The sequence below is a fragment of the Luteibacter sp. UNCMF331Sha3.1 genome, assembly GCF_900109915.1.
In the GTDB taxonomy this organism is placed as follows: domain Bacteria; phylum Pseudomonadota; class Gammaproteobacteria; order Xanthomonadales; family Rhodanobacteraceae; genus Luteibacter.
This window is the reverse complement of the sequence record NZ_FOBU01000002.1, coordinates 475,353-498,287: the sequence shown is the minus strand read 5'-3', so window position 1 is coordinate 498,287 and position 22,935 is coordinate 475,353. Positions and strand designations below refer to the sequence as shown.

The 22,935-nt window shown below is 68.7% G+C and carries 23 protein-coding genes; 11 read left to right on the top strand and 12 right to left on the bottom strand.

The features are described 5' to 3' along the window. Positions 1-112: 112 nt before the first annotated feature. From BMX32_RS10560 to purT, 5 genes are all read right to left on the bottom strand, one after another. The gene (locus tag BMX32_RS10560; RefSeq protein WP_089978456.1) at positions 113-625 is read right to left on the bottom strand and encodes a tetratricopeptide repeat protein; all 513 of its coding nucleotides are present in this window, start codon (positions 623-625) and stop codon (positions 113-115) included. A 3-nt stretch (positions 626-628) separates the two neighbouring features. After that, entirely contained in the window at positions 629-2,881 is a 2,253-nt protein-coding gene (gene mrcB, locus BMX32_RS10555; RefSeq protein ID WP_089980202.1) for a penicillin-binding protein 1B, read from the bottom strand. A 172-nt stretch (positions 2,882-3,053) separates the two neighbouring features. Next, positions 3,054-3,884 (bottom strand): SDR family oxidoreductase, encoded by an 831-nt coding sequence (locus BMX32_RS10550; RefSeq protein WP_089978453.1) that lies wholly within the window; start codon positions 3,882-3,884, stop codon positions 3,054-3,056. Between the two features lie 8 nt (positions 3,885-3,892). Continuing rightward, complete coding sequence (locus tag BMX32_RS10545; RefSeq protein WP_089978449.1) at positions 3,893-5,608, bottom strand: tetratricopeptide repeat protein; 1,716 nt, start codon at positions 5,606-5,608, stop codon at positions 3,893-3,895. A gap of 143 nt (positions 5,609-5,751) precedes the next feature. Beyond that, positions 5,752-6,933, bottom strand: a complete 1,182-nt coding sequence (gene purT / locus BMX32_RS10540; protein ID WP_089978445.1) for a formate-dependent phosphoribosylglycinamide formyltransferase — start codon at positions 6,931-6,933, stop codon at positions 5,752-5,754. 131 nt (positions 6,934-7,064) lie between these two features. Between purT and BMX32_RS10535 the strand changes: the two genes are divergently transcribed. From BMX32_RS10535 to BMX32_RS10520, 4 genes are all read left to right on the top strand, one after another. Then, positions 7,065-8,591 carry a transglutaminase-like domain-containing protein gene (locus BMX32_RS10535; RefSeq protein ID WP_089978441.1) on the top strand — a complete coding sequence of 509 codons (1,527 nt, stop codon included), beginning with the start codon at positions 7,065-7,067 and terminating at the stop codon, positions 8,589-8,591. A gap of 88 nt (positions 8,592-8,679) precedes the next feature. Further along, positions 8,680-10,167: a transglutaminase-like domain-containing protein gene (locus BMX32_RS10530; RefSeq protein ID WP_089978438.1), complete on the top strand. Its 1,488-nt coding sequence runs from the start codon at positions 8,680-8,682 to the stop codon at positions 10,165-10,167. A gap of 64 nt (positions 10,168-10,231) precedes the next feature. Then, entirely contained in the window at positions 10,232-11,098 is an 867-nt protein-coding gene (locus BMX32_RS10525) for an SPFH domain-containing protein (protein WP_089978435.1), read from the top strand. A 7-nt stretch (positions 11,099-11,105) separates the two neighbouring features. Further along, a complete protein-coding gene (locus tag BMX32_RS10520; RefSeq protein WP_089978432.1) occupies positions 11,106-11,294 on the top strand; it encodes a type II toxin-antitoxin system antitoxin in 189 nt (62 codons plus the stop codon). A gap of 62 nt (positions 11,295-11,356) precedes the next feature. Here BMX32_RS10520 and BMX32_RS10515 read toward each other — a convergent pair whose 3' ends face one another. Beyond that, positions 11,357-11,737, bottom strand: coding sequence for a DUF423 domain-containing protein (locus BMX32_RS10515; protein WP_089978428.1), 381 nt, complete (start codon positions 11,735-11,737; stop codon positions 11,357-11,359). Positions 11,738-11,794: 57 nt separating this feature from the next. Between BMX32_RS10515 and BMX32_RS10510 the strand changes: the two genes are divergently transcribed. After that, on the top strand, positions 11,795-12,412 hold the full coding sequence (locus tag BMX32_RS10510; protein ID WP_089978425.1) for an SCO family protein: 618 nt from the start codon (positions 11,795-11,797) through the stop codon (positions 12,410-12,412). Then, positions 12,409-12,849, top strand: a complete 441-nt coding sequence (locus tag BMX32_RS10505) for a copper chaperone PCu(A)C (RefSeq protein ID WP_089978422.1) — start codon at positions 12,409-12,411, stop codon at positions 12,847-12,849. Before BMX32_RS10510 ends, BMX32_RS10505 begins: the two co-directional genes overlap by 4 nt. Positions 12,850-12,872: 23 nt before the next feature. Here the strand turns inward: BMX32_RS10505 and yccX are convergent, their stop codons facing one another. Genes yccX through BMX32_RS10490 form a run of 3 tightly spaced genes read right to left on the bottom strand, consistent with a single transcriptional unit; the run spans position 12,873 to position 14,894 of the window. Further along, the gene (gene yccX / locus BMX32_RS10500) at positions 12,873-13,142 is read right to left on the bottom strand and encodes an acylphosphatase (protein ID WP_089978419.1); all 270 of its coding nucleotides are present in this window, start codon (positions 13,140-13,142) and stop codon (positions 12,873-12,875) included. 4 nt (positions 13,143-13,146) lie between these two features. After that, on the bottom strand, positions 13,147-13,626 hold the full coding sequence (locus BMX32_RS10495; RefSeq protein ID WP_089978416.1) for a TlpA family protein disulfide reductase: 480 nt from the start codon (positions 13,624-13,626) through the stop codon (positions 13,147-13,149). After that, positions 13,623-14,894: a YihY family inner membrane protein gene (locus BMX32_RS10490; protein ID WP_089980199.1), complete on the bottom strand. Its 1,272-nt coding sequence runs from the start codon at positions 14,892-14,894 to the stop codon at positions 13,623-13,625. Before BMX32_RS10490 ends, BMX32_RS10495 begins: the two co-directional genes overlap by 4 nt. A gap of 76 nt (positions 14,895-14,970) precedes the next feature. Between BMX32_RS10490 and wrbA the strand changes: the two genes are divergently transcribed. From wrbA to BMX32_RS10470, 4 genes are all read left to right on the top strand, one after another. Next, positions 14,971-15,573, top strand: a complete 603-nt coding sequence (gene wrbA / locus BMX32_RS10485; RefSeq protein WP_089978412.1) for an NAD(P)H:quinone oxidoreductase — start codon at positions 14,971-14,973, stop codon at positions 15,571-15,573. After that, positions 15,570-15,908, top strand: coding sequence for a DUF2069 domain-containing protein (locus BMX32_RS10480; RefSeq protein WP_089978410.1), 339 nt, complete (start codon positions 15,570-15,572; stop codon positions 15,906-15,908). The genes wrbA and BMX32_RS10480 overlap by 4 nt, the downstream gene beginning before the upstream one ends. 128 nt (positions 15,909-16,036) lie before the next feature. Then, on the top strand, positions 16,037-17,686 hold the full coding sequence (locus tag BMX32_RS10475) for an acyl-CoA dehydrogenase family protein (protein ID WP_089978407.1): 1,650 nt from the start codon (positions 16,037-16,039) through the stop codon (positions 17,684-17,686). 33 nt (positions 17,687-17,719) lie between these two features. Beyond that, positions 17,720-18,205 carry an asparaginase domain-containing protein gene (locus BMX32_RS10470; protein ID WP_089978404.1) on the top strand — a complete coding sequence of 162 codons (486 nt, stop codon included), beginning with the start codon at positions 17,720-17,722 and terminating at the stop codon, positions 18,203-18,205. Positions 18,206-18,209: 4 nt separating this feature from the next. On the opposite strand, the gene BMX32_RS10465 is transcribed toward BMX32_RS10470, so the two are convergent. Both BMX32_RS10465 and BMX32_RS10460 read right to left on the bottom strand, forming a co-directional pair. Continuing rightward, complete coding sequence (locus BMX32_RS10465) at positions 18,210-19,523, bottom strand: S8 family peptidase (protein WP_170843631.1); 1,314 nt, start codon at positions 19,521-19,523, stop codon at positions 18,210-18,212. Positions 19,524-19,711: 188 nt separating this feature from the next. Next, positions 19,712-21,547: a M4 family metallopeptidase gene (locus BMX32_RS10460; protein WP_089978398.1), complete on the bottom strand. Its 1,836-nt coding sequence runs from the start codon at positions 21,545-21,547 to the stop codon at positions 19,712-19,714. Positions 21,548-21,783: 236 nt separating this feature from the next. Between BMX32_RS10460 and BMX32_RS10455 the strand changes: the two genes are divergently transcribed. Beyond that, on the top strand, positions 21,784-22,236 hold the full coding sequence (locus BMX32_RS10455; protein WP_089978395.1) for a DUF4279 domain-containing protein: 453 nt from the start codon (positions 21,784-21,786) through the stop codon (positions 22,234-22,236). Positions 22,237-22,249: 13 nt separating this feature from the next. On the opposite strand, the gene sufT is transcribed toward BMX32_RS10455, so the two are convergent. Continuing rightward, positions 22,250-22,807, bottom strand: coding sequence for a putative Fe-S cluster assembly protein SufT (gene sufT / locus BMX32_RS10450; protein ID WP_089978392.1), 558 nt, complete (start codon positions 22,805-22,807; stop codon positions 22,250-22,252). Between the last annotated feature and the right edge of the window lie 128 nt (positions 22,808-22,935).

The following is a 22,935-nucleotide window of genomic DNA, read 5'->3' as shown; positions in this document are numbered from 1 at the left end:
GCTCCCACCAGTGCTTGCCGTCACCGGTTCATGGGCCCGCTATCGCGCATCGCCAGCAGGTTGGCTCCCACCCGGTCTCGGACGGGAGCCAGCCTGCTGGCGATGACGGATATCAGAAGCGGTTCGGGCCGGCGATGTGGCACTTGGCGAGCTCGCCGCGTGCCGCGTTGGCGCCGGCGTTGTCGTCGGCCTGCAGGCGCATTTCCACGACGGTCTGCCAGTTGCGGGCGCACAGGCTGCCCGACTTAGGACCCATATCGAACGACTGCTTCGCCAGCTTCTCCGCCGCCGTGTAGTCCTGGCGACGGATCGCGTTCTCGGCGCGGTCCTGGATGAGCTCCGGCGCTTCGGGCGCCAGCTTCAGCGCCTGCACCAGCTTGGCGTCGGCGTCGTCGTACTTGCCGGCGCGATCGTCGGCCTGCGCCGACTGCGCGAGGCCCTGCACGCCCGGATCGCGCAGCGGCGCGACCTCGATGGCGGATTTTTCGCGCTCACCCGCCGCGCGTACCTGCGCGACGATGTCGTAGGTGGGCTTGGTGGGTCGCGTGGCCTGCGGCGGCGCGGGCTGGCTGCAGGCGGCGACGAGCGTAACGGTGGCGATGGCGCAGAAACGAAGGCGATGCATGGGTCAATCCACGGGATTACTGGGTGCGGCCGGTGCGGAGGGCTCGGCGTCGCCGCCGAACATACCCTTGAATCGCTGCCAGAAACAGCCCTCCTCCGCTTCCGGCACGTAACCGGCCACGAACGGGAACGAGCGGGCCCCCTCGCACGACGGGTCCGTGCGCTTGCCGGTCTGCGGATTCACATAGGCCATTTCGAGGCCTTCGCCCGGCGTGGCGGCCAGTGGGCGCGTCGGCAGTTTGCGGAACAGATCCTGCCACACGCGCATGCTGCCGGTGGCACCGTAGAGACCCGTCGGCTTGTTGTCGTCGCGACCCATCCATACGATCGCGAGGCGGTCGCCCGTGAAGCCCGCGAACCAGCTGTCGCGCTGACTGTCGCTGGTGCCCGTCTTGCCGGCCGCGTGCAGCCACGACAGGCCCGAATTGCCGATGGCCGCGGCGGTACCGCCGTTGACGACCTGCTGCATCGCCCACGTGGTGAGCCGCGCGGCGGTCTGGTATTCGCCTTCGCCGCCCTTCACTTCGTAACGCTTGATGGCCTGACCCTTGTCGTCCATCACGCCGCGCACGGCGACGAGCGGCAACGCGTGGCCATCGGCGGCGATGTATTCGTAGAGTTGGGCGACCTGCAGCGGCGAGAGATCCACGGCGCCGAGCAGGAGCGACGGGCTCGGGTTGACGTCCTCCAGACCGAACGATTCGAGGAAGCCCTTGATGCGGGGCACCCCCACCTGCAGACCGAGGTTCACCGTGGCGAGATTCCACGAATGCACGAGCGCGTCGAGCATGGGCACCTGCCCATGGATCTCGCGATCGTCGTTCTGAGGTGTCCAGGGCTTGCCGTCGGGTTGCCGGATGTTGATCGGCGAATCGTCGACGATGGATGCCAGCGACCACTTCGACGGCTGCGCAAGCGCCACGAGGTAGACGAGCGGCTTGACCAGCGAGCCGATCGGGCGGCGCGCGTCGAGCGCGCGGTTGAAACCCTGATCGCCCGGGTCGCGGGAGCCGACGACGGCGAGCACGCTACCGTTGGTGGTGTCGGTGACCACGGCGGCGGCCTGCGCGGCGGCGCCGCGTTTGCCGAGGCCCTTCATGGTGGAGACGATCGCCTGCTCGGTGTACAGCTGGGCCGACGGGTCCAGCGTGGTGAAGATCGACAGGCTGCCATCGCGTAGCGCGGCTTCGTCGAAGTCGGCCGTGATCTGCGAGCGGACGAGCTGCATGAACGCCGGGAAGCGGTTGTGCGGCAGCTGCGCGTTCGCGGCGATGCCGAGCGGAGAGGCCTGCGCCGCCTTCGTCTGCGCGTCGTCTAGCAGGCCCGTGTCGTGGAACTGCTGGAGCACCAGGTTGCGGCGCGCGAGCGCGCGGTCGGGATAGCGGCGGGGGTCGTAATAGCTCGGCCCCTTCACCAGGCCGACGAGCAGCGCGATCTCCTGCGGGCGCAGGTCTTCGAGGCGACGACCGAAGAAGAACTCGCCGCCGGCGGCGAAGCCGTGCACGGCCTGGCTGCCCTGCTGGCCGAGGAATACCTCGTTGACGTACGCCTCGAGGATACGGCCCTTCGAGTAGTGCGCTTCCATCAGCAGCGACAGGATGGCCTCGTTGACCTTGCGCAGCATGTTCTGGCTACGGTCGAGGAACAGGTTGCGCACGAGCTGCTGCGTGAGCGTCGAGCCGCCCTGTACCGTGTGGCCCGCGCGGATGTTGGCGAACGACGCGCGCGCGATGGCCGAGAAATCGAGGCCGATGTGGCTCTTGAAGTCGCGGTCCTCGACCGCCTGGAGGCCCGACACGAGCAACGGCGGCACGTTGTCGATGCGCACGATGCGGCGCTCTTCCTGCTGCGCGCCGTAGAGCGTGGCGATGCGCGCGGGGTCGAGATGGATCGACTTGATCGGCTTGCCGTTCGCGTCGTCGACCACGGACGCCACCTGGCCGTCGGACAGCGAGACCCGGATGCGATGCGGCAACTCGCCGCCGTCCGGTCCGGCGTAACCGTGCGACGCGATGACGAAGCGCGAGCCGTTCTTCGAGTAGCTGCCCTGCACCCTGCCGCCGCCCTCGGGCGTGTAGCCCGCGAAGGTCAGCTCGAGCTCGAGCGCGGCCGGCGTCATCGGCAGCCCCTGCGCCAGCGGCAACGGGCGCGCGTAGACGCGCGTCGGCACCGCGAACACGAGGTCGTTGAAACGATTCTGCAGGCGCGCGTTGAGGATCAGCGTGTAGGGCAACAGGAAGCCGAAAACGAGACCCATCGTCAGCCAGAAGGGGATACGCAACCAGGGCCAGCTGGTACGCAGGGCGGAGCCGAGACGGTTCAGGAAAGCCAACGCGGGTAGATCCTGGGGAAGAAGGTATCCCCGGATGATAGGGGCAGTTCCCCGGCGGCCATCTGAACGGAAGGTGGCGAAGCGGTGGCGGCGGGCCTCAGACCCTGCGCCGCCACGTCTCCGGCGATGGCTGGAAGCCGCGGGGATGGATGTCGAGCACCCGCTCCAGCTCCGCATTGTCGGCGATCAGGTCGCTATCGAGCCGGTTCACCGGCCCACGCATCGCCGGCGACATCATCGCTGCGAGGTCCAGCACCAGCCGGGGGATGGGCACGGGCAACGTGGTCCCGCCGGCGCTGCGCCGGGCCCGCCGGAACATTTCGGCGGCGGGGAGGCGTTCGCCGCCGCCGATCGGGAAGGTCTGCCCCCGCGCGAAGGGGGACGCGATGGCGGCCACCACCGCGGCGGCGATGTCGTCGGCGTGCACCGGCTGGCGCTGGCCCCGGCCCGACGGGATGGGGAACACCCGGCGGCGGAGCGAGGCATGGACGATCGGCGTGAGGCTCTTGTCCACGCCCGCGCCATAGATGAGCGTGGGGCGGAACAGCGTCCACGGCATGCCGCGCGAGGCGCAGATCGTGGCGATCGCGGTTTCCCCTTCCCGCAGGCGGCGCGACACTTCGCGCTCCTCGACGATCATCGACTCGCGCTTCGACTCCGCGCTCATCGACGAGGTGGCGAGGATGTGCGGCGTGCCGGGAAGCCGGTTCGCCGAGAGCCACGCCGCGAATTCGGTGATCGGGCCGAGGCTGACCACCGCGCGCAGCGGCGGCAGGTCGGGCATGTCGGTGGGCAGGCTGCCGAGACGCCAGCGGGCGTCGGCGCGTGCCTGCCGGCTCACTGCGATCCAGTCGAGGCCCGCGGCGTCGAGCCTCGGAAGGAGAAACTGCCCGATCTGTCCGGACGCCCCGAGCACGAGTACCGTCATGCCGTGCCTCACCGGCCCGTCGCGATGCGTTCGTACGCACTCTGCAGGCGCGGATCGTCCGGCGCGTAACGGCGCGCGCGCTCGAGGGCCTGGAAGGCGCCCTGACGGTCGCCCTGCCCGGCCCGCTGCAACGCGTTGTCGATCCATGCGCTGCCGAGCCGGTGGCGGAGCTCGCCTTGCGACGTGTCGCCCGGCGCGAGGTCGGACAACGTGGCGTAGAGGTTTTCCGCGCGCTGCACGTTGCCGCTGGCCACGGCCTGCTGCATCTGCTTTTCGACCTGCGTCGGCAGGCCTTGCAGTCCGGCGCGCGCGGCGGGGTCGTTGCCGTCGATGGCGAGCGCGTTGCGGTACAGGTCGTACGCGCTGTCGCCCGGCGGATCCATGATGTCGCCGCGCGTCGCCGCGTTCTGCGCACGGCGGACGAGGTCGGCCACCTTCGCTTTCTGCTCCGGGCTCACGGCCATCGAGGCTTCGGCCAGGCCGTCCTGCGCGTCGGCGCCACGAACGGTGTCCACCGGCGTGCGCACTTTCGCATCGCCGCCGATACGCGCGCGCGCCGCCGCGAGTTCGGCGGATTTCGGTGCCAGCTTCTCCGCCTGATCGAGCAGACGACTCGCCTGATCGTCGTCTTCGCTGTCGAGCGACGCGTTGGCCTGCACGATGAGCGCCTGCGCGACCTGGCCGAGGCCAGCCTTCGCGTCGGCGTTGTCCGGATCGGCGGCGAGCGCCGCGCGGAAGCGTGCGAGCGCGTTGTCGTCGCCGCTGCCCGTGAAACGACCCGCGCGCATCGCGTCGTTGCCCTGCTGGACGAGCGTCTTCACCGCCTGGTCGTCCTGCTTCTTCGTTTCCGACAGCATGGCGCGAAGCGACGGCAGATCGCCGTACCCCGGCACGAGGATCGCGATGCGATCGACGAGCGCGTTCGCCTTCGCCTTGTCGCCGTCGGCGAGCGCCTGACGCGCCTGCGCGGCAAGGCCGCCGCCGACCTTGTCGAGGCCACGCGCGGCGACCGCATTGGACTTGTCGGCGTCGAGCACGCGCCGGTACAGCGCGCCCGCGCCATCGTCGCCGTCCAGCTTGCCGGCCGCGAACGCCGCCTGCGCCTGATCGATCAGCGAAGCGGTGCGATCCTGCGGATTGCGTGCCTGCGACAACCGTTGCGAGAGCTGCTCGACGTCGCTGCCGCCGCCGAGGAGTTCGCGGGCGACATTGAGCGCGGCTTCGGCTTCGTCGAGCCGCCCGGCATTCAATGCCGCATCCGCACGCGCGACCTCGGCCTGACCGACCCGGCGCAGACCGTCGCGCGCCTGATCGCTGTCCGGCTGCTGGTCGCGTGCTTTCTCGAACAGTTCGCGCGCGCTGTCGCCGTTGGTTCCATCGAGGCGCCCTTCGTCCAGCGCGTGGTTCGCCTGGGCGAGCGTGTCGTTGAGTTCCGTGGCCGGGACCATGTTGCGGAGGCGGTCCTGCTGCAGCCACAGCGCCGTGCCGGCACCAATCAGCACGAGCACAAGGACGGGGATGAGCCAGCCCCGCTTGCGCGGCGGAGTGCGACCGCTACGCGGCGGCGGCGCGGCACCGCCACTGCGGCGCGGCCCATCGACCACGATGTGCGGCAGGCCGTCGTCCGGCGGGGTCGCCGGCCTGTCGAGATCGTCGAGGCGTCCCAGCGTGGGTTCGGTGCGACCGCGTGTATCGCGATCGTGGCTGTCTCTGCGTCCGCTCATGGGCCGAATCATCCATAGGAGCGTGAAAGCTTAACATCCGGCCGTGAACGGACGTTGAGGGCGGCCGGGCTCCTGAAACGACGCAAAGCAAGGGTCTGGATTACTGCGACAAGCACGTAACGGCTCATGCGACCGCGCCGGGATCAGAGCTCCACGCGGATGCGGCTGGCGGCGCGCTTGGCCTTCTCCAGCGCCTCCTCCACCGTCGTCGCGCGCGCCAGCGTCACCGCCATCCGGCGGCGGCCGCGTACTTCCGGCTTGCCGAAGATACGCAGCATCGTGCCCGTTTCGGCCAGCGCCTCCGCCACGCCGTGATAGGTCGGTGCGTGGCCGTCGCCTTCGACCAGCACCGCGCACGACGCGGCCGGCGAGAAGGCGTGGATCTCCGGCACGGGCAGGCCGAGGATCGCCCGGGCGTGGAGCGCGAACTCCGAAAGATCCTGCGAGATCAGCGTGACCAGCCCGGTATCGTGCGGCCGCGGACTCACCTCGGAGAAGATGACCTCGTCGCCGCGCACGAAGAACTCGACACCGAACACGCCCCAGCCGCCCAGCGCGGCCGTGATGGCATCGGCCTGGCGCTCGGCTTCGGCCCGCGCCGCGTCGCTCATCGGCTGCGGCTGCCACGATTCGCGGTAATCGCCGTCTTCCTGGCGATGACCGATGGGGGCGCAGAACGAAACGCCGTCGCGATGGCGCACGGTCAGCAGCGTGATCTCGTAATCGAAATCGACGAACCCTTCGACGATGACGCGGCCCTTGCCCGCACGTCCGCCGGATTGCGCGTAGTCCCACGCCGCATCGGCATCGGCCGCCGTGCGCACGACGCTCTGGCCCTTGCCCGACGAACTCATCACCGGCTTTACGACGCACGGCGTGCCGAGCGCCCCGATCGCGGCGAGGAACGCGTCGCGGGTGTCGCAGAATCGGAAGGGCGACGTCGGCAGGCCGAGCTCGTCGGCGGCGAGGCGGCGGATGCCTTCGCGGTCCATCGTCAGCCACGCGGCGCGCGCGGTCGGGATCACCTTCAGGCCCTCTTTCTCGAGCGCGATGAGCGTCGGCGTGTGGATGGCCTCGATCTCCGGCACCACGAGGTTCGGCTTCTCCTCGTCGATCACCGCTCGCAGCGCGGCGCCGTCGAGCATGTCGATGACGTGGCTGCGATGCGCGACCTGCATCGCCGGCGCGTTCGCATAGCGATCGACGGCCACCACTTCCACCGCGAACCGCTGAAGCTCGATGGCGACCTCCTTGCCCAGCTCGCCCGATCCCAGCAGGAGCACCTTGATGGCGTTATGCGAATGAGGGGTTCCGAAGGTGTGCATGCGCGCGTTTCCAGCGTGGGTCGGGCCGGTATTCTAGCGGCCACGGGCGACGGGCGATTGCAACGGACGGTTGGACGCCGACCCCCGACGTGCTTAGATGGGCCTCGACTCGCGTCAAGGGATGCTCGCCGATGGGACGATGGACCGCCGCCGCACTGCTTTTCGCCGTCCTCGGCGCCGCGCATGCCACGCCGACGACACGGACCTGGATGTCGGTCACCCTCGACGGGCGAAAGGTCGGCAGCATGCGGGTGGAGCGCGGCGTCGCCGACGGTAACGTCGTGACCACGCAGGCGATCGACCTGCGCATCATGCGCGGCAAGTCGCCCCTCGCCATCGGCAGCACGATGACGGCCACCGAGACGATCGACGGCGACGCGGTAGCCTTCGCGTCGCGTAACGGCTCGTCGACGCAGGACACCGAGATCGACGGCAGCCGCCGCGACGACGGCCAGTTCCAGGTCACCACGCGCATCGGCGAGCAGACGTCCGTCGGCCTCCTCGCCTGGCCGGACAACGCGCGCATGAGCGAGGGTCAGCGACTCCTCATCGTGCGCGAGGGATTCGCACCGGGCCACCGCTACCGCACGCGTAATTTCGATGCGACCAAGCAGCAGGTGGCGACGCTCGACGTGGAAGTGGTCGGCGACGAAATCGTCGAGCTACCGGACGGCGACGAAACACTGCACCACCTGCGGCAGTCCCTCGCGGATTCGCCGGACGGGCAACGCATGGACCTGTGGGTCGACGACGCCGGCACCATGCGCAAGGGATCGTCGCCGGCGATGGGACGCCGGATGGAGATGCTCGCGTGCAGCGAGGCGTGCGCGATGGCGCCGGGACAGGACGTCGACGTGCTGCGCACGGCGATGATCCTCGCGCCTCGCACGATGACGCCCGCCCTGCGCAGCTTCGCCGTGCGCTACACCATGACCGTCACCGGCGGGGTCGCGAATCCTTTCGCGACCACCGACGAGCAGCAGGTCAAACAGGTTCGCGATGGGGTCTACGACGTCACCATCGGCGCCGCGTCGGAGCACGCCGGCGAAGGCGGTCCCACGAAGGAGGACCTGCGCTCGAATCCATGGGTGCAGTCCGACGCGCCGGACATCGTCGCGCTCGCGACGAAAGCCGTCGGTAACGCGGACACCGACATGCGACGCATGGTGCGCCTGCGCAGCTTCGTCACCGGATACATCGAACCGACGGTGCTGGACGTCGGCTACGGGTCGGCGCTCGAAACGCTGCGCACGCGCCAGGGCGACTGCACCGAACATGCCGTGCTGCTCGCCGCGCTCGGCCGGTCGCTGGGCATTCCCACGCGCATCGTCACCGGCCTCGTGTACACCGATCGTTTCGCCAACGCGTCCCGCGTGTACGTGCCGCACACGTGGGTGCAGTCGTGGGTGGAGGGGCGCTGGGTGAGTTTCGACTCCGCGAACCGTCGTTTCGACACGACCCACATCGCGCTCGGCGTGGGCAACGGCGATCCGTGGCGCTTCTTCTCGGCCATGGCGTCGCTGGGCCGGATCCGCATCGACCGGGTCGTCGCGCTGCAGGCCGGCATGAACATGCCGCCCCCACCGATCCAGCGCGTGCCGCCACCCGAACCGTTCCGCATGCCGCCGCCACCGCCGCCGTCGGGCGGCAAGCACTGACCGTTGCCCGCCACGACCAATGGGGGACTTGACTGACGCCGCGAAAGTGGTGTGATGAGCACGTCCCCCACAATCCGGACGTACGCTCATGAGACGCTTTCTTGCCGTCCTCGCCGTACTGTGCGCGTTCTCGTCGGCCGCCCTGGCCGACGAACGCTGGATGACCGTCCTGCTGGACGGCCGCAAGGTGGGCAGCCTGCGCATCGACCGTGAGGTCGACGGCGACCGGGTCCTTACCCGCCAGGTGCTCGATTTCCGCATGACGCGCGCGAAGACGCCGCTGGCCCTGCGCACCGAACTGCGGTCGACCGAATCGAAGGCCGGCGATCCGCTCGCGTTCTATGCCAGCACGCGGATGTCGACGCAGGAGAACCTCGCTACGGGCGAAGTGCGCGGCGATGGCCTGTTCCAGATCTCCAACACCGTGGGCGGCCAGTCGAAGATCGATCTCCTCATCTGGCCGGCCGGCGCCACGCTCGCCGAGGGCCAGCGTCTCGCGGTGGTACGCCAGGGCTTCCGGCCGGGTACCAGCTATCGTGTACGCAACTTCGACTCCACGAAGCAGCAGGTCGCCAACGTCGACGTGAAGGTCGTCGGCGAGGAAGTGGTGACCATGCCGGACGAAACCAAGGAGACGCTGCACCACCTCCGGCAGTCGATCGTCGGTGCATCCGATCATGCGGTGGACATCTGGGTCGACGACGACGGCTATATCCGCCGCAGCCTCGCGCCGCTGCTCGGCTTCCGCCTCGAAATGGCCGCGTGCGATGCCGCCTGCGCGCAGGCGCCCGACCAGGACATCGACCTGCTGCGTGCCGCGATGGTCGTCTCGCCCCGCCCGATGGTGGCGGCGTTGCGCGTCGCCCCCGTCCGCTACACGATCGCGGTGCGCGATCATGGCGCCAATCCCTTCATCCAGACGGACGAACAGCGCGTCTACGAGCTGGGCGACGGTGTGTACATCGTCGATGTGGGTTTCGGCATGCGTCATGGCGAAGAACCGGGGCCGCTGCCGGAAGACACCGCCGCGAACGCGTGGGTACAGTCGGATTCCCCCGCGATCGTCGCGCTGGCGAAGCAGGCGGCGGGCGACGCGGCGACGGACCTGCAGCGCATGCGCCGGCTGCGCACGTTCCTCTCCGAGTACATCGTGGCCAAGGGTCTCGACGTGGGTTACGCCTCGGCGCTGGAAACGGCCAACACGCGACGCGGCGACTGCACCGAACACGCCGTGCTGCTCACGGCGATGGCGCGGTCGATGGGCATCCCCGCGCGCGTCGTCACCGGCATCGTCTACGCCGAGCGCATGGGTGGCGCGAACCGCGTGTTCATCCCCCACGCCTGGGCGCAGGCGTGGATCAAGGATCGCTGGATCAGTTTCGACTCCGCGCAGCGCCGCTTCGACTCCACCCACATCGCCATGGGCACCGGCAACGGCGAACCGTGGCGCTTCTTCGCATCCATGTCCGCGCTGGGCAAGATCCGGATCGACCGCGCGATGCCGGGATCGAACCTGATCGACGTACCGGCGCCCAGCAGCGCGGGTATGTCCGCTCCGGGACGGGGCGCGCCCTGACGGCACTTGAAAGTGATATCGCAGTGATATCAAATGACCCGACATCAACAGGGGTCATGCCGTCATGAACGAACGCGCCGCCGCCTCGCTTCCGGGGATTCCCACCATCATCGCGATGCTCATCGTCCTGGTGCTCGTCGCCGGCTGGGTGTTCGCCCAGATCGGGCCGGGCGGCAACCCGCTCGCCGGCGGTGCCGTCGTGCTGGTGCCGCTCGTCGCGTTTCTCGCGAAGGGCTTCTTCCAGGTGCAGCCCAATCAGGGCCAGGTGATGCAGCTGTTCGGCAAGTACGCCGGCACGGAGCGGCGCGAAGGCCTGCGCTGGACCAATCCGTTCTACTCGCGCCGGCCGGTGAGCCTGCGCGTGCGCAATTTCGAAAGCAGCCGGCTCAAGGTGAACGACAACGACGGCAATCCGATCGAGATCGCGGCGATCGTGGTGTGGCAGGTCATCGATACCGCCGAGGCCGTGTTCTGCGTGGACGACTACGAGAACTTCGTGCAGATCCAGAGCGAATCGGCGCTGCGACAGATGGCGCAGAGCTACGCCTACGACGCGCACGACGACAGCAAGGCATCGCTGCGCAGCCATGGCGAAGAGGTGAATAACCATCTGCGCCAGGAGATCGAGGCGCGCCTCATCAAGGCCGGCGTGCAGGTGATCGAGTCGCGCATCAGCCACCTCGCGTATGCGCAGGAGATCGCACAGGCGATGCTCCAGCGCCAGCAGGCGGGGGCGATCGTCGCCGCGCGCGAGCGCATCGTCGAAGGCGCCGTGGGCATGGTGGCGCTGGCACTCGATCAGTTGCGGGCGCAGGGCGTCGTCGAACTGGACGAAGAGCGCAAGGCCGCCATGGTGTCCAACCTGCTCGTCGTCCTCTGCGGCGACCGGGCCACCCAGCCGGTGGTCAACGCCGGCTCGCTCTACCACTGAGCGTCCGGTGGCGAGCGAGAAAAAAGCCTATCCGCTGCGGGTGAGCGCGGCCGTCCTCGACGCCATGCAGGCATGGTCCGAAGACGAGCTGCGCTCGCTCAATGCGCAGATCGAATACGTGCTCCGCGATGCGCTTCGGCGCGCGGGGAGGCTGAAGCCATCGGCCGAGCCGATCGACGATGCGAACCCGCGGTAGGAGCCCCCTTCCCGACCGTGCGCGCCTTCACGGCGAGCGCGCCGTCGCATCCGGGTGCGCTCTTAACGGCGCGACGAGCGAAGCGACCACGCCGCCGCCAGCCACCCGACGATGAATGCCACACCGCCGAACGGCGTGATCGCGCCCGTCAGCCGGGGTGCGCCGAGCGCCAGCGCATAGAGGCTGCCGGAGAAAAGCACGATGCCCGCGACGAACGACCAGACCGCGACGCCGCGCGCTCTTCCCGCCGGCAACACCGCGACCGCGACGAACAACGCCAGTGCGTGCCAGAAGTGGTACTCCACGCCGGTATGCCAGATCGCGAGCGCGGCGTCGCCGATCGTGCCGCGCAAGGCGTGCGCGCCGAAGGCGCCAAGCACGACCGCCGTCGCGCCGGCCGCGCCGGCCAGCACCGCATCGGTCGCAGGGACATGTTGTCGCATGGGTGGGGGCATCCTCGTCGTGGCGTATCCTGCGCAGGATATCCCGCGGAGCCACGCATGAAGCACATCACACGCCGCCGGGTCCGCCTGGCCCTGCTCGCCTTGCTCGCGCTCGTGGCGCTCGTCGGGTGCCAGCGCGAGCCGCAGCCCGAGTGGAAGCTCAACGACGTCTCCGGACACCTGCCCGACCTCGATTTCCGGCTCACCGACGACAACGGCAAGGCCGTGACCGGTGCCGACTTCAGGGGCAAGGTGACGGTGATGTACTTCGGCTACACGCACTGCCCCGACGTCTGCCCGCTGACGCTCACGCAGCTGCACGTGGTGCTCGATCGCCTCGGCGCCCCAGCCGACCGTGTGCGCATCCTGTTCGTCAGCGTTGATCCGGCGCGCGACACGCCGGCGATCATGCACGCCTACGTGAACGCCTTCGACAAGCGCGCGGTCGGGCTCGTCGGCTCCGATCGCGATGTCGAGGCCCTGGCCAAGCGGTACCGTTCGGCGTTCACGCGCGAACCCGATCGGGGCGACGGCAACTACGAGGTCAGCCACAGCTCGGCGATCTACATCTTCGACGGATCGGGCAAGGCCCGTCTGCTCGCCACGCCGTCCGCCTCGCAGGACGACATCGTGCACGACCTGCACCTGCTCACTTCCATGGAGACGACACCATGATGGTTCGCACGATCGCCGCCGCCCTCCTCGTCGCCGCGGGAACCGCCAACGCGGCAGACACCGTCACCGCGTCGGCAGGATGGATACGCGTGTTGCCGGGGAGTCTCCCGGCGGGCGGCTACGTGGTGTTCCAGAACACCGGCGACCGCGAAGTGGCCATCGTGGATGCCGAAAGCCCGGCCTACGGCATGGCGATGATCCATCGCAGCAGCACCGAGACGGGCATGGGGCGGATGGAGATGGTCGATCGCGTGGCGATTCCGCCCAAGGGGACGGTGGCGTTCTCGCCCGGCGGGTACCACGTGATGCTCGAGCACCCGACGCATCCCGTGACGCCGGGAGAACCGGTGCAGGTGATCTTCACGCTGTCGGACGGAAAGAAACTGCCGGTGACGTTCGTGGCACGCCCGGCGAACGCCAACGGTCCGAAGGACTGATCGCTCCGGTGGGAGCCAGCCGCTCAGCGGATATCGAAATCCGGCGGCGCCTCGTGCGCGCCCAGCGGCTCGCGATAGAACTCCTCCACTCGCGCCCCGGGCGGTCCATGGCGCAGCCATGCTTCGAGCTGTTCGATGGCGCCCGCATCGCCATAGGCGACCACCTCCACGCCGCCGTCGGGCAGGTTCTTCGCATAGCCCGTGAGGCCGAGCTTCACGGCCTCTTTCTGGGCCGAGGCGCGGAAGAACACGCCCTGCACCCGACCCTTCAGCATGAATCGCGCGGCCTGCATGACGTCACCTCTTCGGATCGGGCGTCTTCGACGTGGCATCCTTGAGTTTTTCCGCAGTCACGGGTCCGACGAACTGCTTCGCGATGCGCCCATCGGGCGCGATGATCCAGGTGGTGGGCAGACCCTTGGGCGTGCCGAAATCCTTCGGGGGCTCCATGACATCGACCTGCGCGATCGCGTACGAGACCGGGTGCTTCCTGAGGAACGCCTCGATGTCTTTCGGGTCGGTGTCCTCGAACGCGAGGCCGATGGCCACGACGTCCTTGCGATCCTTCACGAACGCGGAAATGTCGGGCATCTCCTTGATGCAGGGCACGCACCACGTGGCCCAGTAGTTCACCACGACCCACTTGCCGCGCTGCGCGGCGAGATCGAAGGACTTGCCATCGATGGTCTTGATCGTGAGCCGCGGCGGCGTGCCGTCGGCGGCGAACGCGGGCGACGCCAGGGCGAGCGCGGCGACAGCGAGAAAACGGCGGATCATGCGGGGGAATCCTCGGTGGGAACGGGAACCGCCGGCGGCGGGAAGATGGCGTCGAGGCGCGCGCCGAGCGTAGCGTCGAGTGCGGCGGCCAGATGATCGAGCAAGCCGAGGAGTTCCGGCGGCAGGTCGATGCCCAGTCGCTGCACCTGCTCGCGCGGATGCAGCGGCAGACGGTACTGCGTGCAACGGTACACGCGCAGCAGTTCGGTGGCGTCGAGGCTGCGACTGAGCAGCCAGCCACCGGCCTCGCCGCGCTGGATCATGTCCGCGCGCAACAGGTCGTCGAAATAGCAGGCGATCGCACTGGAAGGCAGGTAGGGCTCGCGCACGCGGACCGTGGCCGGATCGACGTTCTCGCCCGTGCGCTGCGCGCGCACGAAATGCTGAAGCACCACCAGCAGACCGATGAATTCGGCGCCTTCCGGCAGCGCTTCGTGCGGCACGGTGTATTCGAAGGCCGAGATCGACGCGGCGATCGAGGCCCCGAGGATCACGATGATCCACGAAAGGTAGATCCACAGCAGGAAGATAGGGATCGCCGCGAGCGCGCCGTAGATCTCTTCGTAGTTAGGCGAGTTGCGGATGAATTCGGCGAACCCCCAGCGCGCGGCTTCGAACAGGATGGCGCCGAGCATCGCGCCGATGGCGGCGTGGCGCCACGACACGCGCCGGTTGGGCACCATCGTGTACATGAGCACGAGCGTGACGAACGTGATCACGAACGGCAGCAGGTTGAGGAGGCGACTCTGCGTGGCCAGCTGACCGGCGGCTTCGTGCAGCAGCGGAAACGCCGCGATGTACGACGACAGCGCGAGGCCGCCGACGACGAGGATCGGCCCGAGCGTGAGGGCCGCCCAGTACAGCAGCAGGCGCGACGTCCAGCCGCGGGGCTTGCGCACGCGCCAGATACGGTTGAGGCGATCCTCGATGCTGATCATCATCGACACGGCGCTGAACAGCATCACCAGGATCGAGATGCCGGTGAGCTGGCTGGCCTTGTCGGCGAACGCGAGCATGTATTCCTGGATCTTCATGCCGGTGGCGGGCACGAAGTTCTGGAAAGCGTAGTTCGCCAGCGAACCGCGCCATTCGGCGAACACCGGAAACGCCGAAAGAATCGCGAACACGGCCACGGTGAGCGGCACCAGCGAGACCAGGGTGGTGTACGACAGGGCGCCCGCCGTCTCGAAGCACTTGTCGTCGACGAAGCGCAGCCAGGTGAAGCGCGAAAAGCTGAGCGCGCGGTCGCGATCGATGCGAAGCGGCATGTCCATCCTCATCCCGAACGATTGGGAACACGTGTCAGTTCTGCGAGACTAGCCGCCTTCGCAAAGGCCGACCTCCATGTCCCACGACATCCTCGTACTCTACTACAGCCGTAGCGGGCACACGGCCCAGCTGGCCCGCTTCATCGCCCGCGGCGTGGAGGAAGTCCCCGGCATGCGCGCCCGCCTCAGGCAGGTGCCGCCGGTGGCGCCGGTGACGGAAATCGCCATGCCGCCCGAACCGGAAGACGGCGCGCCCTACGTGTCGCGTGCCGACCTGACGGAATGCGCGGGCCTCGCCCTGGGCAGCCCGACGCGTTTCGGCAACATGGCGGCACCGCTCAAGTACTTCCTCGACACGACGGGGGCCGAGTGGGCGTCCGGCGCGCTCGCCGGCAAGCCGGCCGCCGTCTTCACCTCCACGAGCACCATGCACGGCGGCCAGGAGGCCACCTTGCTGTCGATGGCCCTGCCGCTGCTTCATCACGGCATGCTGATCGTCGGTATCCCCTACACCGAGCCTGCCCTCAACAACACGGTGACCGGCGGCACGCCCTACGGCGCCAGCCACGTGTCGGGCACGCGTGGCGACAACGCCATCAGCGACCACGAACGCGAACTCGCCCGGAACCTCGGCCGACGCCTCGCCGACGTGGCCCGCCGCCTCGGCGCGCCGGCGTGACCTCGCCGGCGACCACGCTGCAGAAGACGGGGTTGGCGGCCTGGGCCGGTCTGCTCGTCGTGCAGGTCGTCTGGTACCTCGGCTATCCGCCGGTATCGATCCCCACGTGGGTGGCGCTCGCGATCACCGTCCCGCCCCTGCTGCTGCCGCTGCTGTCGCTGCCGAACGTCACGCGCGCCCTGCTCTGGGTCGGCATCCTGGCCCTGTTCTTCTTTTGCCACGGGGTGGCGGAGGCCTGGAGTTCCACCGGCGATCGCTGGCTGGCTTGGGTCGAGATCCTGCTCACCCTGCTGCTGATCGGCACGCTCGGGGCGGGTGTGCGACGCAGGCGCTGAGAAGCGGCGGCGCCTGTGACGTAAGGCCTCGACGACGCCGCGCTGCGCGCCCATGTTGCGCAGCGTATCGACGCTGGCGCGGAGGCGGTGCAGGCTAGTCCCCATCGACGACGAGCGAGGACGCCACGATGGGTTTCGTGCAGGAGGCGCCGCGACTGGCGCATCCGTTCCACAACGACCGGGTGCTCCATGCATGGCTTGCGAACACGGTGCCGGCGGAACGCGTGGCGGCCATGCGCCCCGACCTCGTCGGGCTCGGCGATTACGCCGTCATGGCGTGGGAACGTCGCGGGCGCACGCCACGCACCGAGCCCGTCCTCACGCAATGGGACGCCTGGGGCAAGCGCGTCGATCGTATCGCCCTGACGCCGGCGTGGGAGGAAGGCCCTGCGATCACGACGCATCACGCCGTGCTCGCCGCGGGACATGCCGGTTCGCCGTGGGCACGCGTGGAGGAATTCGCACGCGTCTACCTCTATCACGTCGCCAGCGAATTCTGGTGCTGTCCGCTGGCCATGACCGACGGCGCGGCGACCGCGATCCACGCATCGGGCAACCGGACACTCATCGAACGAGCCTTGCCGCGGTTCCTGAGCCGGCACCCCGATACCTTCTGGCTCTCCGGGCAGTGGATGACTGAAACGCCGGGCGGCTCCGACGTCGGCCGGACCGAAACGGTCGCCCGTCAGGACGCCGGCGGGCAGTGGCGGCTCTACGGCCGCAAGTGGTTCAGTTCCGCCGTGGTCGGCGAAGCGGCGCTCGCGCTCGCACGGCCGGAGGGCGCCGGGCCGGGCGCCGCGCCGCTCGCACTTTTCTACGTCGAGACGAAGGACGCGGACGGCGCGTGGCAGGGCATCACCATCGATCGGCTGAAGAAAAAACTGGGCACGCACGAACTGCCCACCGCCGAGATCCATCTCGACGGCCTGCTGGCGACGCCGGTCGGTCCGCTGGACCACGGGGTGCGACAGATCGCGCCCATGCTCAACGTCACGCGCACATGGAACGCCGTCTGCGCGGTGGCGAGCATGGCGCGTGCGATCGCGCTCGCACGCGATTACGCCACGCGGCGCGACGCGTTCGGCACCCGCCTGATCGACCACCCGCTGCACGCGCGAACGCTCGCCGACATGCAGGCGGAGTACGAGGCGGCGTTCGCGCTCGCTTTCCATGTCGCCGGACTGCTGGGGCACGTGGAGCACGGCGCGGGCGGGCCGGACGACGACGCCCTGCTCCGCCTGCTCACGCCGCTGGCCAAGCTCTGGACGGCGAAGGTGTCGATACGCGTGATTTCCGAAGCGCTGGAATGCTTCGGCGGCGCGGGCTACATCGAGGACACCGGCCTGCCCCAGCTGTTGCGCGACGCGCAGGTCTACGCGATCTGGGAAGGAACGACGAACGTGCTTTCGCTCGACATGCTGCGCACGCTGTCGGCCGGCATGGCACCCCTGCGCCGGTCGGTCGACGCGCTGCTGCCGGCGGGCGACTCCCCGGAACGCGCGGCGATCGTCGCCACGCTGGACGCCACCGAAGCCTTGCTGGGCGATGTCGTGGCCGATCGGGCCTCCCTGGAGGCATCGGCCCGAGGCATCGCGTTCACGCTGGCGCGCACGGTGGCGGCGGCCCTGCTGGTGCGCGCCGCCGGCTGGGGCGAGACGGCCGGCGATCCGCGTCCTGCCGCCGCGTGCCGCCGTTTCATCGCCCGCGGGCTCGACCGCCTGGCCCTGCCGGCCAACGACGAGGACGCCCTGCTCGCCAGTGACAACCCTGTAGAATGAGCGACCCGCTCCGCCCGCTTCCCAGGTCACGTCATGCAGCAACTCACCATCGTCACCACCGGTGGCACGATCGACAAGGTCTATTTCGACGACAAGTCGGACTACCAGATCGGCTCGCCGCAGATCGGTGACATCCTTCAGCAGCTGGGCGTCGCCTTCCGCTTCGACGTGATCCCCATCCTGCGCAAGGACAGCCTGCACGTGACGCAGGAAGACCGCGCGTTGATCCGCAGCACCATCGAGGCCCAGCCGCACCGCCACGTGCTGGTCACCCACGGCACCGACACCATGGTGGAGACGGCCCGCGTGCTGGCCGACATTCCCGGCAAGGTGATCGTGCTGACCGGCGCACTCAATCCGGCGCGTTTCCAGGGCTCCGACGCCGTGTTCAACATCGGCTGCGCCGTCGGTGCCGTGCAGACGCTGGCCGACGGCGTCTACATCGCCATGAACGGACGCGTGTGGGATCCCGCCGCGGTGCGCAAGAACCGCGACGCGAACCGCTTCGAAGCGATCTGATCGGTCAGGATCGGGCGCGGTCTTCGTAGACCGCGTCCACCGTCGCGCCCGCATCCATGAGGCCGGCCCCGCATCCCCGTGGGCAAGGACCGGCCATCGGCCGCGCGTTGTCCACCAGCTGTCGCGTCACGGCATCGACGTCGATCGCCGGGTCGACCGAACGCATCAGCGCCACCAGGGCGGACACGTGGGGGGCGGCCATCGACGTACCCGCCAGCCATCGATAGGCCGGCCGTTCCCGCCCGCGCTCGCCGCCATCCACCGACGACACGATGTCGTCGGCACCCCGATCGCCGAGGCTGCCGCCCGGCGCCGCGAGCGTGATCCGTTCGCCGAAGTTCGAATACCAGGCCGCGCCGCCATCGCGCGCCACGGCGGCCACGGTAACCACGCCGGGGCAGTTCGCCGGCATTTCGGCGTTGGCCGATACCGCGTCGTTGCCCGCGGCCGCGACGACCACGGTGCCGCGCGATCGCGCATCGTCGATGGCGCGTGCGAACGACATGCCACACGCGCCGCCGACGCCGAGGCTCAGGTTGATCACGTCCGCGCGTCGCGTGACGGGCGGCACCCCCGGCACGGCGCCGCCGCTGGCCCAGACGACCGCATCGGCGATGTCGGACAGCCTGCCGCCGCAACGACCCATGACGCGCACCGGCAGCAGCTTCGCCTCGGGCGCGAGCCCCACCATGCCCGGGTGGTTGCCGGCGCGCGCCGCGACGATGCCGGCCACGTGCGTGCCATGCCACGTGGAGCGCCGGGGCGTCTTCGCGCCGCAGTCGCCGACGTCCTTCCAGTCGCCCGCGTCGACGGGATCGGGATCCCGGCCGTCGCCATCGCGCGCATTGTCCGGGTCGCTGACGAAATCGAAGCCCGGCAGCAGCTGGCCGTCGAATTCCGGATGCGGCGTGATGCCGGTATCCAGCACGGCGACGACGGCGCCGGCGCCACGCGTGCGTCGCCACGCCACCTCGGCGTCGACGCCGGTTCTCGCGTCGTGGAGGTTCCACTGCCGACGCCACAGCGGATCGACGACCGCCGTCGGCTGGATCCAGACGTCCTCCTCGACGGATACCACGCCGGAAAGCGCGGCGAGGTGCGCGGGATTGCCGTCGGGCAGGTCGAAGACTTCCCCGCCGGTCGCCAGCGAGCGCACGTGACGTGGACCGCGGTCGCCGCGCGCATGCACGTCGCGCGACGGAAGCCGCGCGGCCCTGGCCGATGCGGTATCGGCGAAGTGCACGATGTAGCGGGCGGCCTCGGCGTGAGCGGTAGTCGAAAAGAGAGCGGCGATGAATGCGAGAGGAGCGAAGCGCACGGGGAACACCTTGGGTGAGCGGGGAACCGCGGTCCGACCACGCTAGGTAAACCCCTTCCTCGATCACAGGCGTTGCCGCCCGCGTGTCTTCGTGAGCCTCTCGCTATCGATTCCGGGTGGAATCCAACGAAAAAGGCTCCGGGCGGCAACGCCCGGAGCCTCCGACGTACTCGTGGCGAATCGGCGCGTTACGGCGTCCAGGTCGCCTTCAGCGACACACCGGAGAACGCGCTGTAACCACGCACCTTCACGTAGTACGTGCCGGCCTGCGGCACCGCGAACGTGCACGACTCGGCGTTGCCGGTCTTGTACGGACGGCAGTTGTAGCTCGACGTGGTCGGCGCGGAGCCGAACTTCACGTAGAGGTCCGCATCGCCGGAACCGCCGCTGGTGGCGATCGTCAGGTTCGACGCGCCGGCGGACACGACCACGGTGTAGCTGAGCTCGGTGCCCGAGCTACCGGCGAGCCCGGTCGCGGCGACGCCGTTCTGCAGCTGCGTACCGCCACCGCCACCCGTGGAGCAGGTGACGCCCACGGCCGAGAACGCCGACGCGACATCCGTCGCGGAGAACCCGAGGTCCGTGGCCGCGCTGGCGACGCCGCACGAACCGGTGTTGAACGTCGAGTTCGCCGTCCAGTAGAGCGCGTTGGCGCGGGCGAACACCTTGAAGGCCTTGACGGTATCCCAACCGGTCTTCTTGGCCAGCGTGCAGAACGCCTTGTTGTACACACCCGACGAATAATGCACGTCGAGCCCGTTGTAGTACTGCGACGCGTTGTCGATCGACGCGCCATCCTGCGACGGCGTGCACATGTAGCGCAGCGCGTTGCCGATACCCGCGCTCGCCTTGACGATGTCGGAGCCGACGAGGAAGTCGTTGCTGCCGCGGTCGTAGTATTCGGCCGCCTCGCCCGCGATGTCGGAATACGCTTCGTTCATGCCGCCCGACTGGCCGCTGTACGCGAGGTTGGAATGCTGCTCCGTGTAACCGTGGCTGATTTCATGCGACGTCACGTCGAGCGCCACCAGCGGGTAGAACGTGCTGGCACCGTCGCCGAAGGTCATCGAGCTGCCATCCCAGAAGGCGTTCTCGTAGCTGTTGCCGTAATGCACCTTCATGATCAGCACCTGGTTCAGCGGTGCCGCGCCGGTGTAGGCGGTGTACATGTCGTGCACCACGCCGCCGAAGTGATGCGCGTCGTTGATCGGGCCGTAGGCGCCGTTCACCGCGTCGCCCGACGACGTGAAGCAGGTGAAGCTCCACAGCGTGCCGCTGCCGGAGGTCGCCTTCTTCATGTTGTACGACTTCACGAACTGGTTCTGCGCCGTGCACGTGCTGCCCGACTGGGTGACGCGCAGCGCCGGCTTGCCACCCGCGCCCCACGTGTACTGTCCGGTCTTCTGGTTGCCGCCGGGACCGGTGGCATCCACTTCCGCGTTGGTCAGGCCCTCCCATTGCTCGACGATCTGCCCGGTGTTCGCATCGACGATCGCGGTCGGACGCGACGGGTGGTCGCCACCGACGAAGTACGACGTGAGATAGACGAGCCGCGCGGGTGCGCCGTCGACGGGGTAGACGTACAGGTCGGCCTTGACGTTCTCCGGCTTCGCCGCGGCGCCGAGCGTGCGCGACTGCCTCGACAGCGCCGCGACGGCAGCCGCCTGGTCGAGGCGCGGCGTGACGGAGGCGATATCCACCTGGAGGTCCGAGGTCACGATGCCCGAGGCGACCAGCGAATTCCCCTGCGCATCCTGCTCCACCGCGATGCTGCGCCCGTAGACCGGAACGCCCTTGAAGGTCTGCTGCATGCGTACGGTCTGCGTCCCCTTGACGGTCGGCAGCGCGTTCTTCGCGACGAACGCGTTGTCGGACGAGAGCCCGAGCTTGACGGCGAGCTGGCTGGCCGGGACGGCGCCGAGGCTCCGTGCCTGCAGGGACTGCTCGGCGCCTGCCATGGCGACCGATGTCGCGGCGATGGCCAGCGACGCGACCAGGAGTTTCAAGCGAACATGACTTGCCATTACGTTCCTCCTCCAGGAATGGGCCGCACGAAGCCATTGCGGCCGTGAGGACCACATTCCGAACGATATGAATTCGCGCCTCGGCGCGATGCCCGTGGTGTGCTGATGGCCCCGGTTGAGGGGTCACGGTCAACCTAGCGCAAGATGTCACGGTCGACTACCTAGGGATTTCCCTAGGCGTCGCAAAAACGCGATGCTACGCACGAATCCACCACGTCACCGCGAAGGACACCGGGATGAGCGCGAACTCCGACATCGAATTCGAACTGCGCCAGCTCACGCCCTCCGTGCGCGCGGCGTTCCGCCTCACGTCGGAACGACAGACGCTCGATCACCTGCTCGGCGACATCGGCCTGGAAGGCGCCACCACGTGGCAGAAAGGCGAGAGCATCGCGGCATCGGACCTGCAGCGACGCACGAACGGCTGGTGTTTCGAATTGCCGTGGCAACGGACGTACATGCTGGACGATGCGCTGTCGGAGTTGCTCCGCGCGCTCACGCCGTATCGCGACGAGATCGTCGCCGCCACGCGCGCTCACGATCTCGATGCGCATTTCGCGCTGGAAACCCGCATGTACGCCGATCGCGTGCCGGCGGCCTACCTTTCCCCCGCGAACGTCAAGGCGATCGCGGGATACGGCGCATCGCTCGACACGGCCGTGATGCCGACCGCGCCGGAATCGGCCTGAACGACCGCCCGCGTCAGAGCATCCCGGTTTCGAGCTTGGCCGCGTCGGACATCATCGAATGGTTCCAGGGCGGATCGAACACGAGGTCCACGTCGGCTTCGGCGACGGTGGGGATGAGCTCGAGCTTGGTGCGCACGTCGTCGACGAGGATGTCGCCCATGCCGCAGCCCGGCGCGGTCAGCGTCATCTTGACGTACACCTTGCGCACGCTGTCGTCGCTGGTTTCCAGCGACACGTCATAGACCAGACCCAGTTCCACCACGTTGATGGGGATCTCGGGATCGAAACACGTGCGCAGTTGCGACCACACCAGCTTTTCGACGTCGTCGTCGGACGCGTCGTCCGGAAGCTCGATGGCTTTCGGCGGTTCCTTGCCGAGGGCGTCGGCATCGTTGCCCGCGATGCGGAACAGGTTGCCCTCCACGTAAACCGTGAAACTGCCGCCCAGCGCCTGGGTGATGTAACCGATCTGCCCGGCGGGAAGCGTGACCGTTTCACCCTGGGGCACCATGACCGCCTGGCAGTCGCGCTCGAGGGTGAAGGGTTCGCTGCTGAGGCTGAAACCGCTCATGCTTGTCCTGTGAAGGCCGCGCCGCGGCCGCAAAGTCGTCGATTATGCTCCCGTCCGACCGCGCGGGTAAGCATCCACGGCTCAATGTGGGGCCCGACCCCGGTCCCTCAAGAGCGCGCCAGGGGTTC